This window comes from Pedobacter caeni (assembly GCF_900129215.1).
In the GTDB taxonomy this organism is placed as follows: domain Bacteria; phylum Bacteroidota; class Bacteroidia; order Sphingobacteriales; family Sphingobacteriaceae; genus Pedobacter; species Pedobacter caeni.
Genome location: NZ_FQUQ01000001.1, coordinates 710,689 through 734,227, shown reverse-complemented (window position 1 = coordinate 734,227; position 23,539 = coordinate 710,689). Strand labels below are relative to the sequence as shown.

General features: G+C 38.5%; 21 protein-coding genes and 1 tRNA gene. 16 read left to right on the top strand and 6 right to left on the bottom strand.

Annotated features, from left to right (window positions below):
• Positions 1 to 10: 10 nt before the first annotated feature.
• The 3 genes from BUC20_RS03040 to BUC20_RS03030 all read left to right on the top strand — a co-directional run bounded on the left by BUC20_RS03040 (position 11) and on the right by BUC20_RS03030 (position 2,999).
• On the top strand, positions 11 to 1,243 hold the full coding sequence (locus tag BUC20_RS03040) for a hypothetical protein (protein ID WP_073227244.1): 1,233 nt from the start codon (positions 11 to 13) through the stop codon (positions 1,241 to 1,243).
• Positions 1,244 to 1,455: 212 nt separating this feature from the next.
• Positions 1,456 to 1,528 (top strand) — tRNA-Lys (locus tag BUC20_RS03035).
• 244 nt (positions 1,529 to 1,772) lie between these two features.
• On the top strand, positions 1,773 to 2,999 hold the full coding sequence (locus BUC20_RS03030) for a site-specific integrase (RefSeq protein WP_317042758.1): 1,227 nt from the start codon (positions 1,773 to 1,775) through the stop codon (positions 2,997 to 2,999).
• On the opposite strand, the gene BUC20_RS03025 is transcribed toward BUC20_RS03030, so the two are convergent.
• Together BUC20_RS03025 and BUC20_RS03020 are read right to left on the bottom strand one after the other, a co-directional pair.
• Positions 2,992 to 3,456 (bottom strand): DUF4265 domain-containing protein, encoded by a 465-nt coding sequence (locus BUC20_RS03025; RefSeq protein WP_073227242.1) that lies wholly within the window; start codon positions 3,454 to 3,456, stop codon positions 2,992 to 2,994. The two genes, BUC20_RS03030 and BUC20_RS03025, sit on opposite strands and share 8 nt — an antisense overlap.
• A gap of 22 nt (positions 3,457 to 3,478) precedes the next feature.
• Positions 3,479 to 3,691, bottom strand: coding sequence for a helix-turn-helix transcriptional regulator (locus BUC20_RS03020; protein ID WP_073227239.1), 213 nt, complete (start codon positions 3,689 to 3,691; stop codon positions 3,479 to 3,481).
• 432 nt (positions 3,692 to 4,123) lie between these two features.
• Between BUC20_RS03020 and BUC20_RS03015 the strand changes: the two genes are divergently transcribed.
• The 3 genes from BUC20_RS03015 to BUC20_RS03000 all read left to right on the top strand — a co-directional run bounded on the left by BUC20_RS03015 (position 4,124) and on the right by BUC20_RS03000 (position 7,972).
• Complete coding sequence (locus BUC20_RS03015; RefSeq protein WP_073227236.1) at positions 4,124 to 4,723, top strand: hypothetical protein; 600 nt, start codon at positions 4,124 to 4,126, stop codon at positions 4,721 to 4,723.
• Between the two features lie 28 nt (positions 4,724 to 4,751).
• Entirely contained in the window at positions 4,752 to 5,018 is a 267-nt protein-coding gene (locus tag BUC20_RS03010) for a hypothetical protein (protein WP_073227233.1), read from the top strand.
• An 815-nt stretch (positions 5,019 to 5,833) separates the two neighbouring features.
• Positions 5,834 to 7,972: an ATP-binding protein gene (locus BUC20_RS03000; RefSeq protein ID WP_073227228.1), complete on the top strand. Its 2,139-nt coding sequence runs from the start codon at positions 5,834 to 5,836 to the stop codon at positions 7,970 to 7,972.
• A 254-nt stretch (positions 7,973 to 8,226) separates the two neighbouring features.
• Here BUC20_RS03000 and BUC20_RS02995 read toward each other — a convergent pair whose 3' ends face one another.
• The 3 genes from BUC20_RS02995 to BUC20_RS02985 all read right to left on the bottom strand — a co-directional run bounded on the left by BUC20_RS02995 (position 8,227) and on the right by BUC20_RS02985 (position 11,691).
• Positions 8,227 to 8,676: a hypothetical protein gene (locus BUC20_RS02995; protein ID WP_073227225.1), complete on the bottom strand. Its 450-nt coding sequence runs from the start codon at positions 8,674 to 8,676 to the stop codon at positions 8,227 to 8,229.
• 213 nt (positions 8,677 to 8,889) lie between these two features.
• Positions 8,890 to 11,277, bottom strand: coding sequence for a TonB-dependent receptor (locus BUC20_RS02990; protein WP_159441045.1), 2,388 nt, complete (start codon positions 11,275 to 11,277; stop codon positions 8,890 to 8,892).
• A 210-nt stretch (positions 11,278 to 11,487) separates the two neighbouring features.
• Positions 11,488 to 11,691, bottom strand: coding sequence for a hypothetical protein (locus BUC20_RS02985; RefSeq protein ID WP_073227220.1), 204 nt, complete (start codon positions 11,689 to 11,691; stop codon positions 11,488 to 11,490).
• Between the two features lie 214 nt (positions 11,692 to 11,905).
• Between BUC20_RS02985 and BUC20_RS02980 the strand changes: the two genes are divergently transcribed.
• A complete protein-coding gene (locus BUC20_RS02980) occupies positions 11,906 to 12,805 on the top strand; it encodes a helix-turn-helix domain-containing protein (RefSeq protein ID WP_073227217.1) in 900 nt (299 codons plus the stop codon).
• A 12-nt stretch (positions 12,806 to 12,817) separates the two neighbouring features.
• Here the strand turns inward: BUC20_RS02980 and BUC20_RS02975 are convergent, their stop codons facing one another.
• Complete coding sequence (locus tag BUC20_RS02975; protein WP_159441044.1) at positions 12,818 to 14,020, bottom strand: toxin-antitoxin system YwqK family antitoxin; 1,203 nt, start codon at positions 14,018 to 14,020, stop codon at positions 12,818 to 12,820.
• Between the two features lie 157 nt (positions 14,021 to 14,177).
• Between BUC20_RS02975 and BUC20_RS02970 the strand changes: the two genes are divergently transcribed.
• The 9 genes from BUC20_RS02970 (at position 14,178) to BUC20_RS34050 (ending at position 23,537) form a co-directional block, all read left to right on the top strand.
• Positions 14,178 to 15,221 (top strand): NAD(P)-dependent alcohol dehydrogenase, encoded by a 1,044-nt coding sequence (locus tag BUC20_RS02970; RefSeq protein ID WP_073227204.1) that lies wholly within the window; start codon positions 14,178 to 14,180, stop codon positions 15,219 to 15,221.
• Between the two features lie 88 nt (positions 15,222 to 15,309).
• Positions 15,310 to 16,059, top strand: coding sequence for a M57 family metalloprotease (locus BUC20_RS02965; protein WP_073227202.1), 750 nt, complete (start codon positions 15,310 to 15,312; stop codon positions 16,057 to 16,059).
• Between the two features lie 322 nt (positions 16,060 to 16,381).
• A complete protein-coding gene (locus BUC20_RS33670; RefSeq protein ID WP_143166681.1) occupies positions 16,382 to 16,660 on the top strand; it encodes a hypothetical protein in 279 nt (92 codons plus the stop codon).
• Positions 16,661 to 16,716: 56 nt separating this feature from the next.
• Positions 16,717 to 18,423, top strand: coding sequence for a potassium-transporting ATPase subunit KdpA (gene kdpA, locus BUC20_RS02960; protein ID WP_073227199.1), 1,707 nt, complete (start codon positions 16,717 to 16,719; stop codon positions 18,421 to 18,423).
• 31 nt (positions 18,424 to 18,454) lie between these two features.
• Positions 18,455 to 19,951, top strand: a complete 1,497-nt coding sequence (locus tag BUC20_RS02955; RefSeq protein WP_084528477.1) for a lipopolysaccharide biosynthesis protein — start codon at positions 18,455 to 18,457, stop codon at positions 19,949 to 19,951.
• Between the two features lie 209 nt (positions 19,952 to 20,160).
• Positions 20,161 to 21,243: a pentapeptide repeat-containing protein gene (locus tag BUC20_RS02950; protein ID WP_073227197.1), complete on the top strand. Its 1,083-nt coding sequence runs from the start codon at positions 20,161 to 20,163 to the stop codon at positions 21,241 to 21,243.
• 22 nt (positions 21,244 to 21,265) lie between these two features.
• A complete protein-coding gene (locus BUC20_RS02945; RefSeq protein ID WP_073227194.1) occupies positions 21,266 to 22,033 on the top strand; it encodes an ABC transporter ATP-binding protein in 768 nt (255 codons plus the stop codon).
• Positions 22,033 to 22,800 carry an ABC transporter permease gene (locus BUC20_RS02940; protein ID WP_073227192.1) on the top strand — a complete coding sequence of 256 codons (768 nt, stop codon included), beginning with the start codon at positions 22,033 to 22,035 and terminating at the stop codon, positions 22,798 to 22,800. Before BUC20_RS02945 ends, BUC20_RS02940 begins: the two co-directional genes overlap by 1 nt.
• A 131-nt stretch (positions 22,801 to 22,931) precedes the next feature.
• A complete protein-coding gene (locus tag BUC20_RS34050; RefSeq protein ID WP_073227189.1) occupies positions 22,932 to 23,537 on the top strand; it encodes an FMN-binding negative transcriptional regulator in 606 nt (201 codons plus the stop codon).
• Positions 23,538 to 23,539 lie beyond the last annotated feature (2 nt).

The window sequence follows — 23,539 nt, the reverse complement described above, 5'->3', positions numbered from 1 at the left end:
ACTAAAAACCATGTTTAAACAAATCAAACCCATTCTACTGATAACGATGTGTGCAGTGCTCTTTGCTTGCAAGAAGGATTCAAAAGTCGTTACCCCACCACCAACAGAAGATCCAAAAAGCACCTGGATCATTTACAATGGAGAAGCTAACTGGTCAGGAAAGATCAATCCATCTAAAGGCCTTCCTGCCGGAGAATTCCAGATCTCGAGTCTGACAGGTGGTTATCAGCTGGGTTATTCTGCAGGTGGTCGTGTATTTGGTAAATACATCTATAAGTTGAACAGCGATTCAAAAAAAGGTATCCAGCGCCTGGAAGTGAACGCTTCGGGAGCTGTAGTGGAGAGTGGCTTTCTGGAAACGCCTTTCAGCAGCGACGCCGAAGAAGGGAATTTCCATATCAGTACTGCAGATAAAGGTTATTACTGGGACTCTTCAAAAGGAAGAATGAAAATCCAAACTTTTAACCCGGCTACTATGGTTCGTACAGGCGAAATCGACCTGACCGCTTTAACCAAAGGAGCCAGCTATGAGGCTGCCGGACAATTGGTGATCGCAGAGAAAGAAGGAAAACTTTTTGTTGATCTGCAATATGGAACCAGAACTGCAGCCTGGCAAATTGTGCCGAATGATGAGAATGTATACCTCGCAGTAATTGACATCGCCACTCAAAAATATGAAAGTACTACGCTATATGCTAAAGCTTCTAATCTTGGTTTATTTGGCGATCATCCACTTTGGAACGTGGATGCAGTAACAGGAGATCTATATATGGTGGCAGTAAGCAATATGAAAACACAAACGCCTGAATCAAAAATTCTGCGCATCAAAAAAGGACAAACTGCTTTTGATGCTGGTTTTCAACTGAGCATTAAAGACTACATATATCCAAGTGATTTCAATGCCTTATTTGCTCATGACGGCAAGGTCTATACGAAGATTTCTTCTAAACCTGCAGGGTATTACAGTGGTGGTACGCATGGAACAAAATACCGCGATGACATCTGGTACTGGACTTCTATTGATGTGAACACCAAAAAAGCAACAAAACTAAACATCCCTGTAGATAACTTTTTCTGCTATCAGCAACCTTTTCTTGCAGATGGCAAAATCTATTTTATTTCAAACAATGCTGTGGATGCTTTCTCGGGCTTAACGGAGTTAGATCCGAAAACCGGAACAACAAAAGAAAACTTCCGGTTAAAAGGTGGTAGCAGATTAATGGGGGTCAACAAACTCCAATAAACCCGATTTTTTAAAGAGGAAAAGCCGGTTCTTCTGACATTTTCCTCTTTAATCAAAAGATCAGTGATTATTTTGATTTTTGATACAAAAACATTTTAGCTGGATTTCAATACCTTACGAGATTCAGGGGGCAAAACTTCAGATTTAATAGGATTAGGTTGGTAACTTAATTTTAAAATTCTATCTTTGCCGCTCTTCAAAACATCGAAGACGATTCCGTAGCTCAGCTGGTAGAGCATTACACTTTTAATGTAGTGGTCCTGGGTTCGAATCCCAGCGGGATCACAAGATTCATCATCAAAACGTATAAAACCCTGCAAACACAATGTTAGCAGGGTTTTGTTTTTTTCAGGGGTATCAAAACTTACACCGATTCGCATAATAAAAGTGAGCGATTCGGTGAGTAATTTTAAAGATCCACCCTACTCACCGGATCCAACTTAATCAACTACTGAACAGGTAGTTATTAATTGAACATCTTGTAGACGTTAAGCAGCAAAGCTAATTTTGTTTCACCCTTAATGATTGAATGATGAAAACTAATTTTAGCCTGCTTTTCTATCTGAAAAAGCAAAAGAACTACATCAGCGGCAACGTTCCTATCTACATGAGAATTACCGTTCAGGGCAAACGTGCGGAAATCGCAACCAGTCGGGATTGCGAACCTGGCCGGTGGAATGCCAGAGCTGGGCGTGTTATCGGATCTAAAGAAGATGTTAAGATGCTTAATGTGTATCTGGATCAATTGCAAAACTCCGTTTATCTTGCACATCAGGCGGTAGTTAATTCCGGTTTGTTTATTACCGCCGAAGCAATTAAAAACAAGTATCTGGGCAAAGCTGATAACGCTCATACCTTAATAGAAGCAATCAAAGATCATAATGAGAAGATGAAATCTTTGGTGGGTAAGGACTATGTACAGGGCACATTAAACCGCTACAAAGTATTAGAAAAACACCTTTTGACCTTCATAACTTCAAAATATGGGGTCATTGATAAAGACATTAGGGATATTGATCAGGCTTTTCTAAATGATTTTGATTATTATCTAAGATCTGATAAAAATTGTGCGAATAACTATGTCGTTAAAAACATCAAAAATCTAGGAAAAATCCTTCGGCTTTGTTTAGAAAAGGGTTGGATGGAAAAAGATCCATTTATTGCTTATAAGGGCAAAACAAAGAATGTTGACCGTCATTACCTCAATCACGAAGAACTCTCTCAGATCGTAGCTAAACGGTTTATATCTGAAAGATTAAGACAGGTTCGGGATGTGTTTATTTTCTGCTGTTTCACCGGACTCGCTTATGTCGATGTGTTTAAACTAAAACAATCGCATATCCAAAAAGGAAATGACGGAGAACGGTGGATTTTCACTAACAGACAAAAGACAAAGACCCGCTCTGCTATCCCCCTACTGCCTACAGCAATTAACATAATAGATCAGTATGCAGAAAACAAGGTTTGTATCAATAATGGTAATTTACTTCCTGTACCCAGTAACCAAAAGATGAATGAATACCTGAAAGAAATAGCAGACCTGTGCGGTATTGAGAAGAAACTAACTTCTCATATTGCACGCCATACTTTTGCTACTACGGTAACCCTGTTAAATGGCGTGCCGATTGAAAGCGTATCAAAGATGCTTGGGCATACTAATATTCGCACTACGCAACACTATGCAAAGATTCTGGATATAAAAGTTGGTGTTGACATGAACAAACTGAGGAAGAAAAGTTTTCTGAATTTTAGCTGATGCTATGCTTTTCAGATAAACAAGGTTCTGCATAATCTAAGATGCCTAATTCTTGTAATTCAGTTAGTTTATTTTGAACAGAGGTGTAATTCAGAGCAAATGGAACATCAATTACAAAATACCCTTCATGGGCTTTCTCACTAGAACAGCCTAAAGCATCAAACAGGCTTCTAATGTCATTAGTTTCTGTCGCAGAATCCAATATCACAACCTGTACCGTAGAATTTCCAGAAGGTTCTACGGTATATCTGTACGTTAACCGTTCCTGATCTTCATCAAATTCCGCATAAATAATATCTTCAGCTGCCACATTGGGGGCATAAAAAGGAATACTATCGAGTTTGTACAATCCTTTCTCTTTATCAATAGTTACAGCCCACATTGTCTCAACGGTTTCCTGATCCAGCACGTTACTATAAAATTGAAAAAGTACTTTAACGTATCCTTCTTCTGCCATTTTGATCTATTGATAACTGAATTTAGGCTTTTTTGGAAGAAACCAGTAAATCACCTGCTTCTACGTCCAAATAAACGGCGATTTCAAACAGTTTTTTAATAGATGGCTGTGCCGAATTTGTACACCAACTGGAAACTGTTTCAGGTGCGATCTTTAAAGTGTCTGCCAAATCCTTGTTCGTCTTCTTTTTTTCAGCCAATACTGACTTTATGCGGTTATAAGTTATTTTACTCATATAAACTGATGTACAACAAATATAGCACTCACGAAACAATCATATTATTCATTTAAATAATGTATTACGTCAATATATTAATGTTATTTGTTATTTAATTTGTGTTTTACATTATTAAATGCTAAGTTTGATAAAAATTGTTATTAATTAAATATTATACTTTTGTAATTCTAGTCACGAAAAATTAGGATTGCATACGAGCCTCGCAGCTAAATCTGGTAAATTTAATCTCAGCGAGCGTAAGTGTAGCATCCACCACCCTATAAATTAATAGGGCTGGTGCTCGCTTATGTATGTTGCTGAGATCCATTCCGAAAGGTTTGGCGGGTTTACCAGAACCTAGCTGCAACAGATTAAGCGAGTTACCAGCCCTATTTAAAAACAGCTGCGATAATTATTTAGTCCGAGGCTTGTTATTAAAACCCTTTAATAATGAGCAACAAAAACAAACTTCGGTACAATCAGCTTACGGATAAGCAGATATTAAACCCTCACACCTTCATTGCGGACTTTTGCAGATATGAAATTGACATAGAAGCCTTCCGCACACAAATCCACGACCTGATTCGCTCTGCGTGCAGCACCATACAACACGGTAAAAGCGAAGAGTATTTTTATAATTACAGATGTTTACTTAAACTTTTAGAAGCCGGACACATCTTCTTTTGTAAGAGTACAAAATTCTCGCTTCATTGTGCTTCTTCCAATGCCTCACCTTGTGCAAAAGACCTCACCCGTTATTACAACGTATTAATAAGCACCCATTTTAAAAGTCTTTCTCAGGAAGAGATTAAAAACACCCATTGCTTTTTTAAAGATTTTTTCAGTTTTCTAAGCCTGAACGAATGGCGGTTAATGTTGAGCCGGATTGTTGAATATGCCTATCGTCGGACAACCATTGATGAGGTCATTGAGGATGGAAGCGCAATGGTAATTGTAAAAGAGTATCTGGAAAAGCTGATTGAGGTCATCTACCTGATTGACATTACACAAACTGTACTCTATGTAAGCAATACCACCACCGTAAACTAAAATCGTATACACCCTTAAAACTAATGTTATGAACGAACCGATTAGCAAATACAGGATCAATGAATATTTGTACAACCTAAACGTGTGGCAATACCGAAAAGCAATACAACTTCTTCCTAAAATACTGGGTGTTTCCTTAAACACATTTCACAATTACCGGAAGATTCTGGTCGATGACGTTCAGGACATTCCCTACGAAAAAGTAGTCATCATGGAACAATTGTTTGATTTTGAGCCGGGAACACTGGCAAGGCAAAATCCGAATGCCAGAAGCCTAAGAGAGCTGCTGCATTAAGTGTTAAACATCTTACCGTCGTTTAAAACACAAGCCAATTCCGTAAGCACCAAAGCAAAACCCAATCGAGGTAATGAGCGTTAGGAGTTTTGCAGGCCGCAAATGCGCGAGGGGAAATCCTTCTGTAAGACAACGCCATATTAAACCTCTATCCTACTGTTTTTTCAAACTACCAAAAATAATTATACAGAGGGAATCCCCTGTGGTATCCTATTTTCGCCTTTCTGGCAGCCTTCAATAGGCTAAAGGATCCCCGGAGGATCCTAAAAACCCTCATAGCAATAGCTTAGAGGGCATTAAGTAGGGCTCTGCCCAACTTCCGCTTGCTCAGCTGACCCATAATATTTTAACGTTTGCTCTATAGCTTGAAAAAACTCAAATAGTTCCAGATCACTGATGAAAAAGGCTTGGCTATTTCTACCTAATTTCCTGAACGGAAAATAGCAGATACGTTTAATCAAGTCAAAACGGCTATCATTCTTACTGATCAGTTCACCATATTTTCTTATAATGCCCGACCTCAATTCATTATAAATATGATCGGAATAGGGACTGAAGTTTTTGAGATGGTGAAAGAATATATACTTTCATTTAACTGTTAAAGTTATTGATAATTAGACTCTTATTATTGCCGTTAGTTAAACTCTACAACTCATTATCAAAATGTAGATTTGAAAACTGCTCTATAAAATACTCATTTGCAGAAATTAGCTTATTTAATATTAGTTAACCAATTTTTGAACGCTTTGAGATGCGTGTTATATTAGGTTTATTTATTTTTTGCAATTACATTTGAAAAAATAAAACGCATCAACATGGAAGAAATCCTTTACCTCCCTGAAAAAATAAAAAATATAATCGAGCAAGGAGAATGTCATTTTAGGGAATTTAAAACTGGGTTGTCTGGTCCACCAGAGAATAAAGAGAAACGCGACCCAAAAAGCATTGCTAAAGATATTGGAGAAACATTAGTCGGATTTTCTAACGCTGATGGTGGTGATCTGCTTATTGGAGTAGAAGATGATGGAAGAATAACTGGAATTGAACATAATAATGCAACTATCGACCAGTTGTTAGAAGCATATAAAAGTAACGTTTACAAAGACACGCCATTACAAAATGTTACGGCAAAAAAAATTGAAATAGACGGGAAAATAATTTTATTTTTTTCAGTCGATAAAAGCACTAAATATGTTCATTTAACAAGTGATGGTCGCTGCCTTCAGCGATCTGATAAAGAAACGATTCCTGTTGCCGTAGAACAATTAACTTTTGAAAGACAGGAGCAAATTTCAAGAGAATATGATAGACAGTTTGTTCATGAGGCCGAACTTAAGGACTTAGATGTTGACTTAATAACTGAGGTCGGAAAGATTATTTCACCAGGTATCTCGGTTGAAAAAGTACTACAATCTTTAGGTTTGGCTGAATTTTCCCGAGGAATTCAATTGAGACGTGCTGCCCTATTGTTATTTGCAAAAGATATTTATCGATGGCATCCTAGATGTGAAGTAAGAATTGTACGAATTAAAGGCAACGAATTAAAAACAGGAAGAGACTATAATGCGATTTCAGATGAATCCGCTAGAGGAAATATAACTCAACTATTGAGTGATGCATGGGAAAAGCTTAGACCACATCTAGTTGAAACAAAATTTTCAGCTGATGCTCTGTTTAAACAGCGTATAATGTATCCTGAAGATGCATGTAGAGAAGCTTTAACCAATGCTCTTGCTCATAGGGACTATAGTATTGAAGGGAGAAGTATTGAAATAAATATTTTTGATGATCGGATGGAAATAATCTCACCCGGTGGGCTGCTTTCAAATATTACTATTAGTGATTTGTCAAAACTAAAAGGGGCTCATCAGTCTAGAAATTCGTTTGTTGCAAGAGTTTTGAAAGAAATCGGGTATATGCGTGAAATGGGAGAAGGAATCAGACGAATTTTTGCTTTAATGAAACAAAATGATTTAATGCAGCCGGAACTTAAAAACACTGAAAATGCCTTCACTATGATACTACACAGTAAATCTGTTTTTACTGATGAAGATGAAAGATTTTTAAAGGCATTTGACTTATTAAATTTAAATAGAGAAGAATCATTAATAGCATTGTTGGGAAAGAATCAAGATTTATTATCTCCTCAGCAGATTTATGAACGGTTAGAGTTAGTTGATTGGGATGATTATCGTAGAATTATTGACCAAATTCAAATAAAAGGTCTGTTATTTAATACTAAAACAGAGGATGAGAAAGATAGGATTGCTAGATCAAAAAACATTTCAAAAAGAGATGTTAAAAGGTTAAAAATTAGAACTCCAAAAGATTGTGAAGAAGGTATTAAACTTTTATCAGAGTCATTAAAAACTATTGGATATGCCCCTAAAATAGATAAAGAATATTTAAAGAAACTATTAAGTCATTTACCTAAGAATTGCATATACTATGACACAAATTCAACAATAACTTCTAAGCGTCTAAAATTCCTAAATTTAATCGATAACTCAAATGCTCCAACAACCATTTTGTTAGGAATTTGGGACTACCATGGAAAAGATAAGGCCCCAATAAAAAAAGAAAGTCTAAAAGCGGCGGCACCTCAAAACAACGAAAGAAAAGAAGGAACTAAGCTCATTGTTACTGAAGTGACGCCTGAAAAAAACGAAAGAAAAGAAGAAAATAAATTCATTGCTTCTGAAGTAATACCACAACATACAATTTTTATTGAGGGAGTTGAATATAAAACGACTATAGATGATTTAAATAATTTATTCCAAGACTATAATTCAATCGAAAGAGTATCAATTCCATTAGATTTCTTTAGAAAAACTGGACGTGGGTTTGCATATGTGACATTGAGTAGCAAGGAAGAAGGAGAAAAACTTATAAGTGAATTTAATAATACCACATTTAGAAACCGTATAATTAGAATTAGTTGGTCTAAAAAGTAGTTAATTCAGTACTTTATTTCTAATATTATTAGTATATTCAGATATAGCATTTGCAGCCAAAACGTACAAATAAAAGGTGAGCGATTCGGTGAGTACTAAATCCAGAACCTCCCAGATAATGAATAAACGCTGGGATTTACACTAGGTGTGAATCCCAGCGGGATCACAAAAAAAAGCTAATCGAAAGATTAGCTTTTTTTTAAATGGTATCAGGATTCGAAAGAAGGTATGGCTTGGTTAGATTCAATGGAGGCTCAGGGATATGTGCATAATACTTTAATAAAATTCACAATACTTACTTCAAAAGTTTCTCTAAGCTTATCAAAATCCAACCTTTGTTCAAAGTTTACATTGGCTATATTATCTATTACATTGAACTCAATATCATCAAGCCCGGTTCCAAAAATAATTTCTTGATTAATTTTATAATTCTTATTATCGTTAGTTTGCAATATGATGCTTAAAGATATATCATTAGGTCTCTGTCCTTTCTCATCCTCTATGTCCTCTTTGAATGTATATGATATAGAAAACGTAAATACTTCTTTTTTACCTCCTTCAATCGAATGAAGTATAAAGTTGTTCTTTTGTCCATAAATTACCTCTTTCTTTACCAATATATCAATACTTGTTTTAAGTAAACCAGTACTGATATAGTTGTCTATTCGTAAAATTTCATTGTTTATGAATGATTTTAAATTCATTGGATTTTATCATCTATAACTGTCACAGGATCTTTCTCTGCATCGTAGTTCTATTCATGCAAAAGAACGTTACCATCCCAAATATAGCGAGTTGTTTCCTTTGAGCAAATCGGTTGGCCAAGTTGCAGGAGAATTAGCTTAAATATCCGGCACTTTTCACAAAAATCAAGGTCAAAGTAAATCAAGGGAATAGTCCTTTGATGAAAGAGACAATTAAATTCCCTGCTTGATCCGATTGGTTTCTGTATCATCGGTATTTCTGGATGCTTTATTTCGTTTGCTGTTTCCAAAACGGTAAAGAATGCTGATCATTGTTTTTCTATTGTCTTTATATGCTGTATTGAACTGATGCACACCATTGAGAACGCCCTTATACTTCCGCTGACTGGTTTTGAAAATATCAGATGAATTGAGGGAAAAAGTTAATTTTCTGTCCATAAACATCGCTCTTAAACTTATATCAGTTGCATAATAAGCTGAACTGATCAATCGGTTAGCTACTTCAGGGAACTGATACCAAAATCTAGCATTCGCCATTAACGTTTTCTTTGTGTTGAGGGTAAAAGTATTGTCCGTCGAGACATAGCCGCTCCATTGTTTTAACGTTCCTTCGGCAATTGCCCCGTTTGATTTAGACCTTTCCATATAAATATTCAACTGATTGTTGTTCTCCCACCAGCTTATTTTATTGACGGTCAGTGTTTCACTCAGACCTATGGTCACTGAATTTGCATAATTCCGTTGTACACGGGATTGAATGTTGCTTTGAGGATCGAAAAAGTTTAGGGTGCTAAATCCATTGGAAACAAAATTGGAGTAAACAGAAGTACTCAACCAATCTTTATAATTGTAACTCAACTCGAAATTATTGCTAAAGGATGGTTTCAGGAACGGATTTCCTTCCTCGTAGACATTAACGGCGCTATAAAGCCTGGCTGGATTCAGCAGGCTGTAATCTGGCCGGTTAATTCTCCTGCCGTAAGTAAAGGAGAAAACATTGTTTTCATTCGGGCTATGCTTCAGATAAAAAGTAGGAAACAACTGGACATAATCGTTTTTGTGTGCGGGTGTTTGTAGCGAGGAACGTCCGGTAGTCTGGGTCATCTCCATCCTTAAACCCAATTTGATGCTCCATTTGTTGAAATTCTTATCTGCCGCTGCATACAATGATTGTGTGTTTTCTTTATAGTCGAATAGGTTATTGCTATGCACCATTGCATCAGAACCACGCTCATAGACCATGTCGTTTTTACTTTTGATATTGGAGACTTTGGCCCCCAACTCCAGAATAGCGAATTTATAGGGTAAGCTGAGGTCTATTTTGCTGGAAAAAATGTCAAACCGCTCATCCTGAGCCAGGTCAACAGGCTGGTAATTATTTAACAATTTCTGCTCAGGCGTATAACTCTTACTTTGAAAATGATTGTTATCAATCGTTCCGTATTTAAAATAGTTAGAAGTAAACTCTATTTTCTTTCCTGAGGTATCAATTTTATGATCCAGATAGAATTCAAAGTTTCTCAACGTATACTTCAATTTATCTTTGCCTGTAAGCATTAATGTGGAATCTAAAAGCCGACCTGGGGCATAGAATGTGCCATCCTCTTTCGAATCTATGGTGTAAAGACGTGCACCTTCCATATACTTTACCCCTATTGTTGTGTTTGTGGTTAGATCGTAATCCACCCTGACGTCTCCTCTTCCACCCTTTCCAGTTGTCAGCTCATCCAGCTGTCGCTCCCATAAGCTTTTTGGGCCGGAAAAAGCTGAAGAAGACTTAGATTCTATTTTCAAATAAACACCACTCAGGTTACTGCTGATGTGAAGCTTACCCTGGTTATAATTAAAAATCCCTGTCAGGCCAGCGGTATATCTGCTGGCCATAATACCACCAGTATTGATCATGCCATTGAAGCCCTGTTCGCCATTCTGCTTTAATACAATGTTGATCAGGCCGGAGTTTCCGTCTGCTTCATAACGTGCAGAGGGATTTGTGATGATTTCAATTCTTTTGATATTGCCAGAGGGGATCGATTTCACATAGTTGATCAGATCAACCCCCGAAAGCTGGATCAGTTTATCATTTACCATGATTTTAATGCTATTCTTTCCGACGATATTGATACCATTATCATTGACGCGAACGCCGGGCGCCTTGCTCAGTGCATCAATCCCATCTCCGCCAATGGCGGACAGGCTGTTTTCTAAATTGAATAAAATCCGGTCTGTTTTACGGACGATTAGTGGCGCCTTAACGTCAATATTTACTTCCTTTAATTGCTTGCCCTGACTGGCTAACCTGACAAGCAAAATGGTATCCTGATGAAGGGCATGAGGTAAATCTACGAACGTAGATTCAAAGCCTACGGCACTAATGACCAGTTGATGTTCTAAGGTTTGCTTAGGATTCAACAGGAAGATCCCGGTGCTATCGGTAATGCTGGTTTGTACAATGGATTTTTCTGATTTTTTCTGAAGAAGGATGCTGGCAGAAATTATGGGTTGATTGTTCTCGTCGATTACTTTTCCTTTGATTAAATGTTGTGCGGATCCGACTAAAGTGATAAAAGTTAAGAGAATGACGAGTAGATTTCTTTTCATTGAGTAAGTTTTAGTTTTACTCATGATGATTTTCTTATAAGTATTCCATAAGGAAGTGACAAGTCATGCCTACTTATCGGGCATTGATCAAATGCAATCAAAAAAAAGCAATAAGCCCATATTCATACTGCAAAGAAGCCAGATCTTTTCGGTATTCAACTATGACAATATTAAATTTAATTAATTCAGGGTCTTCAGCGTGATTACTTTTTACCGGATAAATGGAACAATTTCGTTGAAGGGCTTGCTCACTATACTTCCGTATAAAGATAGCAAAAACAATAGGCCAATAATTAGTAAAAAGATGGGTTTGTAGCGAAATACCTGCCCTTTTTTTACGCTATACCTATAGTAAAGGTAGGTTCCTGCAAGGTAAATTGAGGTAAAGGCCAGCATCATATAAGTAACTGTCATTTTTTAATTTATTTAGTGAGAAAATTGTTTCTAAGGTGAAACATGGTTGTACTATATTAGTTATTTTTTTGCAAAGAAAAATATGGATATCTTATAATTGTAGCAATTTGCTTAGCATCTGTCCTATTTCATTTATTATCCGCTTTTTGCTAAATGGTGTTTTGTTTTTCTATAATCCGTTGGCATTTATTATTTGATTTTTGTATCATTGAGCATGAAGCAAGAGTTGCAACCAGAAGAGCTCCGTCAGGACCACTTAGATTGGATGCCTGGAAATCTAAAAAAAGAAGTCGGTCAGTTTAATGTTTTCAGACTTGAAGATTTAACCTGTTCAGTTACAGGTTGCGTCCCTTATACCCGGCGGGATTTTTATAAGATCAGTTTAATCAGGGGCAACTTTAAGCTCTATTATGCAGACAAAGCGATCGCATTCGAAAAGAGTGCCTTACTCTTTACAAATCCTCAGATCCCATATGCATGGGAAGGTGAAAGTGCGGATATCACCGGTTTTTTCTGCGTTTTTTCCGATTCTTTTTTTAATCATGATCATATTAAAGACTATCCCATGTTTAAACCGGGTGAGAGTCCTGTTTTTATGCTTTCTGAAGAACAGGTACCTGAAATCAGCAGGCTTTACCTCAGGATGATGGAAGAAATAGAATCCGACTTCACGTACAAATATGATGTATTGAGAAATCTGGTCCGCGAGTTGGTTTATAGTGCTTTAAAGATGAAACCAGCCAGTAGTTATCAATATAATGATGCCAATGCGACCATAAGAGTCGCTTCTCTTTTTACAGAGTTACTGGAAAGACAATTCCCTGTTGAATCCTTAACCCGCCGGATTCAATTCCGTGCTCCAAACGACTTTGCTAAACAATTATCCATACATGTAAATCATTTAAACCGTTCTCTTAAGGAAACAACTGCTAAAACCACTTCCCAGTTAATTGCACATAGAGTTGTTCAGGAAGCCAAATCCCTATTGATGCACACGGATTGGACCATCTCTCAAATTGCCTGGTCGCTTGGTTTTGACGAGTTGCCTGCATTTATCAACTATTTTAAGAAAATAGCGATGGTCACTCCCCTTGCATTCCGGAAATCCATATGATCTTTGATATGGTTACTCAGGATTGCTATCATAAGCCGGGATTTCAGGTAGTGCAAATTCCCATGTCTTTTGAAGTTTCTGCATCCTGTAATCAATAAGGAATGCTGGTAAAACAATTTTTTTCTCTTTAACAATCAGGCTAAAGATTACATCTGTTGCGATTTTTTTATCATTGACTTCTGCTGATTTCCAGCCACTGCTTTTTGCAAAAATATGGTATAAATATTTATTGAATGTCTCATCATGAATGGAGGAAGAGATATTAATGTGTGATATGCTATCATTCTCATTAATTTTAAAGCCCATTATCACCCATTGGTCTGCAAGTGGGAATTTGTACTTGCCGTTAATAGAAGCCAACAGCAGCTTATAAATATTTCCGGGACCTAATGCTCCTTTATATTCCCATAATTTTATACTATTCTTGTCAGACAAAGCATCTTCCCCATGTGAAAAGTCAACTGCTTCATTCGGATAAAATCTGTTCAGTACAATTCTTGGATAATCGTTGTAGGATTGACTTCCGTTAACATATGAGACATCCTCTCCTTTAATAAAAAGTCCATTCTCAAAAGTTTCTGTAGTAATGTCTCTGTTGGTCTCTGATGAGTGTAATCTCCATTTTCCATTCATCTTACCGTTCTTAACGGTCCCGGAAGCTTCATAAGGAATAACTTGCCTGAAATAGGAAACAAATAAGAAAGTTTTGCCATTGCCGTCTATCACCTCAACCGCTCCTTTCTTTGAATATGCTTCTTTAATGGTCATAATACCGTTTTCAAACTCAAGCACTTTAGATAATTTGCCATCTGGATAGTAATATTTCCATACACCAACCCGGACATCATCCTTGTAATTCCCCTCTTCGCTAATCTTACCACTGTTATGAAAATAGACCGCGCTACCGTTGAGATAGTTATTTGACATGGTACCCTTAAAAATTACATTTCCTTTAAGATCATAATCTATGAAGTTGCTGACCACATTCATAAAAACAGGATCTCTTTTTCCAATTCTTACAAATTTCGCTTTTTTTTCATTCACGATTCTTCCTACAGAGTTGAGGTAAACTTTTAGACTATCCTGGTTATAAATCTCCAGGAGATTACCTATTTTAATATTTTCCTGAGCCTGTAAATTTTTAGCACCTGCAAAAAAACTAAACAGAATCAATATTTTTTTGAGGACATTAACTGCCGATATTTTTATTCTCATACTATTTTTCAAGTTATCACCAGATGACATTTCACCTTCTAATATAGCAAAAAAACTATGATCTGTTCTTTGTTTGATATTCGCAATCTATTGTTTGATTCTTGTAGTTTTTGAATCTCATTTTTAGGTTACTTTTACTCCCATAATTTAATGAATTATGATAAAAACAAAAGCGTATGCGGCACAAAGTGCCAATGCAGAATTAGCCCCATGGGATTTCGAACGTCGCGAAGTCGGACCACATGATGTGCAGTTTGATATTTTATATTGTGGTGTTTGTCATTCAGATTTGCATCAGATCAACAACGACTGGTTCCCTGGGATTTTCCCTATGGTTCCGGGACATGAGATCGTAGGCCGAATTGTAAAGGTTGGTGATCATGTCAAGAACTTTAAAGTAGGCCAACTTGCTGGAACAGGGTGTTTGGTAGATTCCTGTCAGGTTTGTGAGAACTGCAAACAAGACCTGGAGCAATATTGTCTTGAAGGGGCAACCGGTACCTATAACTCATTGGAACGGGATGGAAAAACACCAACCTATGGTGGATATTCGAACACCATTGTTGTTCGGGAAGAATTTGTTCTTCACATATCGGAGCAATTAGACCTCGCAGCTACCGCCCCACTGCTATGTGCAGGAATCACGACTTATTCCCCATTAAGACATTGGAAGGTAGGAAAAGGACATAAATTAGCCGTACTTGGTTTAGGTGGTCTTGGGCATATGGCTGTTAAGTTTGGCGTGGCATTTGGCGCTGAAGTGACCGTATTGAGCACTTCTCCCAACAAAGAAGAAGATGCCAGAAGGCTGGGTGCACATCATTTCGTAGTGACTACAGATGAAGAGCAATTAAAATCAGCCAGTGGAAGCTTCGACTTTATTCTTGATACCATTTCTGCTGACCACGACTACAGCCTTTACCTTCAATTGCTTAAAACCAATGGGGTACACATCTGTGTTGGTGCTCCTTCTAAACCAGTTGAGGTGCCGGTATTCGGTCTGCTTGGCGGCAGAAAAAGTATTGCCGGATCTGGTATCGGAGGGATTAAAGAAACCCAGGAAATGCTTGATTTCTGCGCGGAACACAATATTGTCTCTGATATAGAGCTGATCAACATCAAAGATGTTCAGGGAGCTTATGAACGCATGACTAAAGGAGATGTTCGCTACCGTTTCGTGATCGATATGGCCTCCTTATAATTTAAAATTTTGGGGATGATACTGAGCGATATTCGTAAAATAATTATTACATTGTAATATCATCACGATCATCCCTAAAATTCAAATTATGAAAAACCAATTTAAAAACATTGCTCTCATCGCAGTATTCGCTATTTTAATTACCTCATGCTCAAAGAAAAATGATGCTCCTGCAGATCAGGAAGTTAAAACTGAGCAAAATGACAAAGTTCTTGCCTACATCAAAAGCCTGGGATTCACAGACGGACAAATCGTGTCAAGTGGAGACAGGTATGTCGTTGATGGAGATATGGTCTTTGATAAAAACATGGAAGTTCCGGCAGACAATGGACAACCGAAAACAGAACAGTATTACAATGGTTACCTGGTAACTGCTGCGAATAATATTCGTGTTAAAGTTGATCCGTCTATCACCAGTATGGCTGCTGAAATTGATGCTGCAATCCTGCAATGGAATAACGTTCCTAACTCTAAAATTAAATTCGTACTTACTACCGGCAGTACTTATGATATTCTGATCAAAGTAGACAATACCATCGGAAGCTCAACTTGCGGACAAGCGTACTTATCTACCAGTAATGGTAAAGCAGGTAGCGTAGTGTGGATCAATCAGGAGTTGATCAAAAACAACTCTTTCGCACAACGTACAAGAACAATTACACATGAGTTTGGACATACCATCTCTTTTAAACACACCAATCAATCAACCAGTATTGATGTGCCGGGAGTTGGAGGAACTGACGCTTCATCATTGATGAACGGCGGACAATGTGGAAGTGGTGCTACTGTTTTATCAACTAAAGATAAACAAGCAACTGCGGCCCTATATCCACTATAGTCAATCAAAAACTAACTATTAAAAAATAACTGAAATCAAATCGTGATGATAAAAAAAGCTGTCTGAAAAGACGGCTTTTTTTATGCCATATTTCTCCATTTTCAGCTGCTATAAAATAACCGGACATTGCCATTCCAGGCTGGCACTTCTTGTCATTTCAGTAAATAACCTACCAAAATGGTAAGTTTTATTTCATAAAAAACAAACAACAAATTCATTATCGCATTTAAAATCAATTAATTACAGATAACCCACATTAAATGGAATGCAATTGGCATAGCGCCTTCTAAATTAAAACCGATCAAAACCTAAACTATAAAAAATGGAACGGATTCGAACAATACAGGAAAAAAGGAGAATGGTCCGGCGATGTAGGAAAGTAAAGCCATTCTACTACCTCATTTTTTTTTACCTCTTCATCATTCTGATGGGAATCACCATCAGAATCCTCAACATTCAGCCTGCAATTATCATCCTCAGTTTAATACTCCTTCTCTTTGGAGCATTATGTTTTTACCTCATTTTCAAGGCTAAAGATTTCTACAGGAAAATTTACCGCCATCAAAGCTCTGCTCATCCGAACGACAAGGAATTTGGTTAATCAATCCTCCAGTTCAGGCAAAATAGTAAACATTAAAAAATAAGCACATCTTCTTTATGATTATTGATATCATCGGTTCGCTCATCTTGTTTAGCGTAGTGATCTTGCTTGCCTGGCCATTAGGCAAATACATGAACAAAGTGTATCAGCATGATTTTTCCCGTCCCGGATTGCTCACAAAAATTGAATTGAAAATATTCAGGCTGATCAAGGTTGATTCTTCTGTTCATATGAACATCAGGCAGTATCTTATCTGCTTTGCCCTGCTCAACACGGTCTGGCTTTTATATGGCTTCACTGTATTGCTTACTCAAGGCTGGTTCTTCCTGAATCCCGCAGGAAACCCATCAATGGAATGGACTTTAGCCTTACATTCGGTGGTAAGTTTTATCACCAGCACCAACCAGCAACACTACTCGGGGGAAACCGGCTCAACTTATTTTTCACAAATAGCTGTTTTTACCCTTTTGCAATTTCTAAGTGCTGCTGCCAGTCTTTCGGTTGGAGTGGCCATTATCCGCTGCCTCCGGAAAACCAGTCAGGGCCCGGGAAACTTTTATGTAGACTTTCTCCGCTCCTGTACAAGGATACTCCTCCCCTTATCGCTCATTGCAGCAACCTTTTTCATGTTCCGGGGTATGCCCATGACTTTCAGTCGTCCAGATACTGTTGTTTCGCTTCAAGGCGACAGCACCGTTGTCGCGACAGGGCTCGTAGCAGCCATGATCCCAATTAAAGAACTGGGGTCTAACGGAGGAGGCTATTTTGGTACAAACAATGCCCATCCATTCGAAAACCCTGATTCCATCAGCTACAGTATCCATTATATAATCGTATTGTTGTTACCTATGGCCTTCATATTTTTTATCGGCTATTTTCTTGAAAACAGAAAATTCAGCAACATGATCTTTGGCGTCATGACCCTTGGATTGGTACTCATTACCATTCCCATTATCTGGCAGGAAGTAAATGGGAATCCAATGATCTCCAAAATGGGAATAGACAACAGCCCTGGTAATATGGAAGGAAAAGAAATCCGGTTTGGGAGTTATTACACCAGCTTCTATAGTGGTGAAAATGCGGTAGTTCCCGCAGGAACGATTACTTCAATGCTCGATAGCTATATGCCACTGTCAGCAATTCCAATGCTGACTGGTATGCAGGTAGATGGATTTTTTGGTGGGCTGGGAACAGGATTGATCAATATCTTCTATTATTTGATTGTAGCGGTATTTTTAGGCTGTCAAATGATTGGCCGTACTCCGGTTTTACTCGGATGGAAAATCGGAGTAGTAGAAATGCAAGTTGCTACCGGGGTGGCAGTGCTACAAATTATGATCCCCCTGGTGCTTACAGCAATAGCCTGTTTCGTGATCAATGAGACACCCGGCGGCAATCAAACTCTAGGCTGGCTTTCGAATACTGGAGCTCATGGATTCAGCACCATCTTTTATGAATATGTATCCGCAACTGCCGGAAATGGCAGTGGATTTGAATCATTAGGCGATAATACCGCTTTCTGGAACCTCAGTACATCAATCGCAATGTTAAGTGGACGATTTGTTCCAATCATTGGCGTCCTGATCATCGCCGCTATGATCAGCAAAAGAAAATACACAGAAAGTTCAGCTGGTGTATTAAAAACCGAAACTGTCACATTTGGTTTGTTTCTCTTCATGGTCATTATCCTGCTTAATGCATTGAGTACATTACCTGTGTTTGCCTTAGGCCCATTACAAGAATATTTTCGAATGAACCCTTAATTGCTGATCCTGATTATTTAGATATAACCAAATGTCGATTCTTAAAAAATTTGTTGGGCAAACCGCTATTTATGGTATCAGTACCGTCTTATCAAGATTGCTGAATTTTATCCTGACCCCAATTTACACCAGAACATATCCTGCCGTCACCTATGGTATTTTTACCACATTATACGCTTATTCCGCTATGATCAACGCGATCCTGGCCTTTGGTATGGAGAGTACATTTTTCCGCTACCTGAACAAGCATGAAGATAAGAAACAGCTGGTCTATAACAATTCATTCCTCTGCGTTGCCTTTATTGCGTTATTATTCCTGATTACCGGGATCATTTTTAACGAACCAATAGCCATTTACCTTTCAAACGGCGCTGACCGACTTGCAGACTACAAAAGCTTTGTGCAATATTTCTTATGGATCCTCTTTGTGGATGCCATATGCGTCATCCCTTTTGCAAAACTCAGAGCAGACCAAAAAGCTTTTCGATATAGCCTGATCAAATTTTTAAACATTGGTTGTTTCGTCTTCATGAATCTGATTTTCATTTTCCTGCTGCCAATGGTCATCAGGAATCACTGGCCAATGGCAGAATGGCTGGAATCCTGGTACAGACATCAATGGATAGGCTATGTTTTCCTTTCTAATCTAATTGCAAGTATAGTGACATTACTGCTGTTGTTACCGGAAATCTCACAACTACAGCTAAAATTTGACCGCCCATTGTTTGCAAAAATGATCGCCTATTCCTGGCCAATCCTGATTGCCAACTTATCTTTTATCGTAAATGAGAATCTGGGACGGATTGCTCTGAGCGGATTACTTGAAAAGTCTGCTGCAGATAAAGCTGTCGGAATACTGGGGGCTGTTTCCAAAATCGCAGTATTCATGAGCATTTTTATCACTGCATTCAGGCTTGGTGCCGAACCCTTTTTCTTTAGTCATGCACGAAATGCCAATGCGCGACAGAATTATGCCGTAATTCTATACTATTTTGTCATCGCACTCAGTATCCTCTTTATTGCATTGGTCGCCAACATTGAAATGCTCAAATATTTTATCAGTGGCCGTAAAACGAATATAGCTGAATATTGGGACGGTCTTCAGGCGGTGCCATTTTTATTATTTGGCTATGTATGTCTTGGGGTATACATGAATTTGTCAGTTTGGTACAGACTATCCGATATGACAAAATTCGGTCTGTATATTTCAGGGATAGGCGCGGTACTCACCATTGTTCTTAATTTTATGCTGATTCCTAAGTACGGCTATATGGGCTCGGTATGGGTTTCCATGACAGTCTATTTTGCAATGATGATACTATCTTACATTTTAGGTCAAAAATATTATCCCATCCCTTATAAATTAAAGAGCATATTGGCTTATCTGATGACTTCTGTTGTTATTGTAACACTTTCATTTTGGGTATTTAACAGGAACATTTACATTGGAAATAGCGGATTACTCCTTTTCCTGGCCGGGGTTATTTATTTTGAAAAAGACCAGCTGAAGCTATTGTTAAAAAAATAAACAAATCTTTCTTTTTCTGCCAATAACAGCCCAAATCAATTCATAAACAAAGCCTCATCTTTAAATTTGATCAAATACAACTGTTAGTTGTTAAATTACAACTATAATTAGCGTAATTACAACTAAATGTTCTTGCTTTTTTAGTGATTCCGGAAAGGCATCAGGATACCTTTGTAAGGTCGAAACAATAATTTAAAAAGATCGAATTTATGTTAAATGCTAAAATGATTGGTACTAAAATTACCGAAGCAAGAAAGAAGAAAAACCTTTCTCAGGCCCAGCTTGCCCAGCAACTATTTATCAGTCCGCAGGCAGTTGGGAAATGGGAACGCGGCGAATCAATGCCTGATATCATTACCTTAAACCATCTCGCAGAAATCCTGGATGTAGACCTGAACTACTTTTCGGAAAGCATGCCATCTCAGACCAGGGAGCTGACGCCCTTTGAACCTTTGATTAAACCAACAGATGAATTGCCCGCCGAAAACCAGGTGAAAAAATTAAGCTGGGACATGTCTGACGGAAACTGGCTGGATGCCGACTTTTCCGGACTGAAAAACCTCCAGGAAAAATTCAGCTCCTCCAACATGCAGCATTGCCTGTTTATTGGTTCAGAGCTGTCTGGTCTGCTGCTAAAAGGGAATAATGTGGATAGCTGCAATTTCTCAAATTCTGACCTCAGCAAGAGTCACATTCAGAATTCCAACTTGCTTAGCAATTCGTTTAAGGACTGTTCCCTTAAAGAAGCTGAGTTTTCAAAGAGCTATATCAACGGTTGCGATTTCTCCGGCGCTGATCTTACTGGTCTGAAGCTGCTAAAAAGTAATCATGCCGATGCTTGTAACTTCAGCAATTCCGACATCAGCAACAGTCACATGCTGAATTCCAGTATAGCCAACAGTATATTTAAGAATTGTTCCCTTAAAGAAGCTGAATTTTCAAAAACTCATATCGACAGTTGCGATTTCAGCGATACCAATTTCACCGGAATTGTGTTTAAGTCCGGAGCTTTTCTGAGCAATGCTATTGTAAATGCAGTATGGAATCGCAGTTCCTTTATTGGAACACGGATAGAAGAACTCCTTTTTGAGGGTGCTCTGGAAGATTGTTATTTTGAAAACTGTGGCTTTAAAAAGGTGACCTTCCAGAATACAAGGCTAACCAATACCTTCTTCAAAAACAATAGTTTAAAGCGGGTCAGCTTTGTGAATTGCCAATCAGACCGCATGACCTATGAATTTCTGAAAGGCGGGAAAGTAGATTTAACTGGCATTACGGTATTTGAAGTATAAAGTATAAAGGAGGAAATGAATCATGACAAAAAATGAAATCGCCATCTCGGTACAAGGATTAAAAAAATCCTATATGAACATCCCTGTGTTGACAGGAGTAGATTTTGAAGTAAAAACAGGTAGTATTTTCGCCCTGCTTGGGGCTAACGGAGCAGGCAAGACAACGATCGTTAAAATTCTGAGTACACTGCTGAAGCAAGACAGTGGACACGCTACGGTGAATGGATTCGATGTATCTGCTAAACCCGGCAATGTAAGGGAGTCCATCAGTCTCACCGGACAATTTACAGCGGTAGATGAGATTTTGACCGGTCGGGAGAATCTGATTATGATGGCCAGTTTGAGGCACCTTAGCCATCCGCAAAAGGTTGCTGAGGATTTATTGAAACGCTTCAGTCTGACAGAAGCTGCAGACCGTAGCGCAGCCACCTACTCAGGAGGTATGCGCCGAAGACTGGATATTGCGATGAGCCTGGTAGGAAAACCTCAGGTCATTTTCCTGGACGAACCGACTACCGGCCTTGATCCTGAAGGACGGATTGAGGTTTGGAAGATTGTAAAAGAACTTGCTGATAACGGTACAACCGTATTTCTTACCACCCAGTACCTGGAGGAAGCAGAGCAACTCGCTGATACAATTGCCATTCTTCACGAGGGTAAAATCATTGTGAACGGTACACTTGGAGCGCTTAAAAAACTGTTCCCGCCGGCAAAAGTAGAATACATTGAAAAACAACCAACACTGGAAGAAATATTTCTCTCCATCGTAGGTAAAAAGGAGGAAATATAATGGAAACGACAAAGAACTATTTTTTCAGCGATATGTATGTAATGCTTGGACGTTCCATGCGCCATATCCTTCGAAGCATGGACACCATCATCACCGTAACGATCATGCCCATTATGTTCATGCTGCTATTTGTCTATGTGTTTGGAGGTGCCATCCAAACTGGTACAGATAACTATGTAAACTACCTCTTGCCAGGTATACTGTTGATCTCAATTGCCAGTGGCGTATCCTATACGGCCTACCGCTTGTTTCTGGATATGCAGCGGGGCATACTGGAGCGGTTCAATTCCATGCCAATTGCACGATCTGCAGTGCTTTGGGGCCATGTGCTGACCTCACTGGTCTCTAATTTCATCTCTGTTATCGTCATCATCCTGGTGGCCCTGATCATGGGCTTTCGTTCTCCTGCAGGGGTACTTTCATGGCTGGCAGTAGCTGGAATACTGACACTCTTCACACTTGCCTTAACCTGGATCGCAGTCATTGCCGGACTATCAGCAAAAACTGTAGACGGAGCAACTGCCTTCTCCTACCCCATTATCTTTCTGCCCTTTATCAGCTCAGCCTTTGTACCTACCAAATCAATGCCTGGACCTGTTCGGATCTTTGCCGAAAATCAACCTGTGACTTCGATCGTGGGAAGCATCCGTGCCTTGCTTTCGAACCAGACTGTAGGCAATGAAATATGGTTGGCATTGGCCTGGTGCACCGGTATTATGCTCCTGGCTTATATCCTTGCAAAAAGAGCTTATAAAAAGCGCCTTTAAAAGAAGATAAAATCATCCATATCACTCCTGAAAGAACGGAGAATCTGACAACTCATTTTGTTATAATTGGATTACAAAGGTAATCCAATTATAAGGTATTTTTGACGGTACAACAGCAAAGGGATAAAATTATGTATGTACCGAATCAATTTCAGTTTAAAGACGAAGCGGAAAAGATTGCGTTTATGAAGCAATATAGTTTTGCAACCATCATTACCAATAAAGACCAACTCCCTATCGCTACCCAATTGCCTTTTTTTATAGAGGAGCAACAGGATAAACTGGTTTTAACTTCTCATTTTGCCATTGCCAACGAACAGGCGAAATACATCGAAGCAACGACCTCTTTGGTCCTCTTTACCGAACCACATGCTTATATATCCCCTGCTCATTACGATAAACAGGAAAGCGTGCCTACCTGGGATTACATTTCGGTACATGCCTATGGCAAAGCAAAGATTCTTGAAGATGAAAATTCCAAAACTAAAGTCCTGGAACAGATGATCAGCTTTTATGACCAGAATTATTTGGCACAATGGAACAGCTTGTCCGACAAATTTAAAAAAGGCATGATGAGAGGTATTGTCGCTTTTGAACTGGAAGTTACCGACCTGCAGGGGCAAAAGAAATTGAGCCAGAATAAAACCGAAGCCGAGCGACACCGAATTGTTGAACATCTGGAAAAAGGCGACAATACCGTTGAAAAAGACCTGGCGACTTACATTCGAAAACTATAAAA